Here is a 2,977-nt window from a genome sequence, read left to right on the forward strand (position 1 = left end):
TGGGAGATTGGGAGATTGGGAGATGGGGAGATTGGGAGATTGGGAGATGGGGAGATTGGGAGATTGGGAGATGGGGAGAGCTAGAAATATTTGGTAATAGCGCTCGCGAAGTGAACATTTTTTTATACTGAATTAAGTGGATTTGATATTATAGGCTATTTTGGTTAATTCTGGACATTGCCAAAAGCGATCGCCCCTTTGATTTGAGAGAGGCGATCGCTTTAATAATCAATTTAAAAATCAGTTAGACTTTGAAAAAGAGGGCTAATCTCAACTAGATAGTAGCAAAATCACTAGCATCAATAGCTGTAGGAGCAATACCAAACAAAGTTACTAAATCTTGTGATGTTGCAGTCTCCTGGAGAATAGTATTACCACCACTAGCAACTACAGTTATGTCACTGAAAGTCAGACCATCTAACAAGAAGTTATCTGTACCATCTTGGTAATCGAAAATAGCGTCACTACCATCACCAGAGCGCAATATGAAACTGTCAGCACCGTTGCCACCAGTTAGAGCATCGTTACCACTACCACCATCAAGAGTGTCGTTACCGCCACCACCTTGTAAGTTATCATCACCAGCACCACCTATGAGTTCGTCTCTATCGCCATTACCTTGTAAGAGATCGATACCGTCACCACCTAGGAGAATGTCTTGACCTCCACCACCTCGGAGGACATCATTATCAGCCTCACCCATGAGAGTATCATTACCTGCATTACCCTCCAAGATATCATTTTCAGTACCACCGAGCAATTCATCTGCTCCACCACGACCACTGAGACTATCGTTTCCATCCAAACCTTGGATTAGGTCATCTTGAGCATTACCCTCAATCGTATCATCGCCTCCAGTACCAACAATGCCATCTGGGAACTCAAAATTACTACTATCAAGATCGGCAGCTTGAGTATCTATTAAAGTTGCTAAATCTTGTGATGTTGCAGTCTCCCGGATAATAGTATTAGTACCATCTTGAATTACAGTAACGTCACTGAAAGTCAAACCATCCAATAATAGCTCATCTGTACCAGGGTTAAAATCAGGAATCTGGTCATTGCCATCACCAGAACGTAATACGAAAGTATCAGCACCATTTCCACCAGTCAGTGTATCGTTACCTATACCACCCTCAAGAGTGTCGTTATTGTCACCACCTTGTAATTCATCAACACCAGTACCACCTAGGATACTGTCTCTACCGTCGCCACCATCAAGGATATCATTACCAGTACCACCATCAAGGGTATCATCACCTTCATTACCATTCAGTTGATCGCTACCAGTACCACCATCAAGGATATCATTACCAGTACCACCATCAAGGATATCATTACCAGTACCACCATTAAGGGTATCATTACCTCCCCCACCGGTGATAGTATCTGCTCCTCCCAGACCATCAATGCTATTATTCTGACCATCATCGTTAATAGTCTCACCATTTCCAGTACCAAAAATGGTATTTGGGGTAGGGTCAGTAGGGTCAGTAGGATCAGTAGGGTCAGTAGGATCGGTAGGGTCGGTAGGGTCGGGGTTCCCAAACTCGAAGGCACCAATATCAGCAACACCATTAACAACGCGCTGGAAACCAGTACCTCTTTGGTCAGTAGTCAGACCAAGAGGGTTGCTGCCAGCATTAATAGCAGCACTGCCAACTTGTAAAGCATGGGTTTGAGTGAGTCCTCCGTTATCAGCAAGAGGATCTAGACCAGGGTTAGTGACTCCGGTTTGGTCGCCTGTAGCGTTGAAACGAGCATTAGCGTTTCCTGTACCAATTAAGTTGTTGCCTCCACTTTGGATGGAGTTGCTGGCGCCAGTTAATTCGTCAACATCATTATTAACCTGAGTCCCACCAGCAGGCTGATAAAAGTTACCAGCAATAATAGTAGAGGTAACAGTTGTATCAACAGTACCGAAACTCGCCAAACCACCGCCAGTGCCATTATTGTCTAGCGTCCGAGTCTGTGAGGTATTATTAGTAATGGTGCTATTAGAAATTGTCGCAGTGACGGAATCTTTGACGTAAACACCACCTCCTTGACCGCCTGCAGTGTTACCACTGATGGTACTTTGAGTAATAGTTGTAGTACCAAATACAGCGACACCACCACCGTCACCTTCTACTGATAATGTATCAATTGCTATGTTGTTATTGATAGTAGAATTAGTAATGTTTGTATTACCAAAGGCAAAGATACCACCACCGTCATAGTTAGATTGGTTATTGCTAATAGTGGTATTGACAACATTTGCGCTACCTAGATCGTTAACGTACAAACCACCAGCATTATCTGCTGCTATGTTGCCTGTAACTGTACTATTACTGAGGGTGAGTGCTTCATTTGTTAATATACCACCACCATCATTCTGATTACCGTTATTACTATTACTCCCAATAACACGAGCATATCCACCTGTAATGTTTACTCCATCAATGGTAACTTGAGCTTGGTTCTGGTCGTTGCCATCATCAACATTAAATACACGAAATTCACCCGTCGTCTGTCCTCCTGCATCTATAGTGACTGGGTTGTTTTCATCACCATCAATGATGAGGTCTTTATTTATTAATAGTTCACTAGCGAGGGCGATAGTGCCACCACCTAGACTGGGGTCAAATTGAATCGTATCACCTGCGGAGGCGTCAATAATTGCTTGTCTTAGGGAACCTGCTCCACTATCATTGAGACTGGTGACTGTAATTGTAGCCATAATTTGTTTGACTTTTAAATTTAGTTTGCTGTTTAATTAAGCATTAGTAGTTGTTTCCCATCCGGAAAAATTTAGATTAATCTTGGTTGATTTCTTTTGCCTGAAATTCAAAGGGACGTTCCATGGAACGTCCCTACTAGGTTTTGCTTATGACACGAGCTGATTAATCTGAAAAGCGCTTTCATTAATTGATAATTGATAATGGATAATTGATAATTACAAGAAGGTTAAAACCGAGAGGATTGAAGATTGGGAAAA

At 42.5% G+C, this 2,977-nt stretch carries 1 protein-coding gene; it reads right to left on the bottom strand.

Features of this window, described 5'->3' with window-relative positions:
• Positions 1-274 precede the first annotated feature (274 nt).
• Positions 275-2,719: a calcium-binding protein gene (locus F6K22_RS37385; protein ID WP_293109836.1), complete on the bottom strand. Its 2,445-nt coding sequence runs from the start codon at positions 2,717-2,719 to the stop codon at positions 275-277.
• Between the last annotated feature and the right edge of the window lie 258 nt (positions 2,720-2,977).

This window comes from Okeania sp. SIO2F4 (assembly GCF_010672385.1).
In the GTDB taxonomy this organism is placed as follows: domain Bacteria; phylum Cyanobacteriota; class Cyanobacteriia; order Cyanobacteriales; family Microcoleaceae; genus Trichodesmium.

What these genes read in the sequence shown, in the direction of transcription:
- F6K22_RS37385 (WP_293109836.1), bottom strand. Translation starts at nt 2,719, where the DNA reads ATGGCTACAATTACAGTCACCAGTCTCAATGATAGTGGAGCAGGTTCC.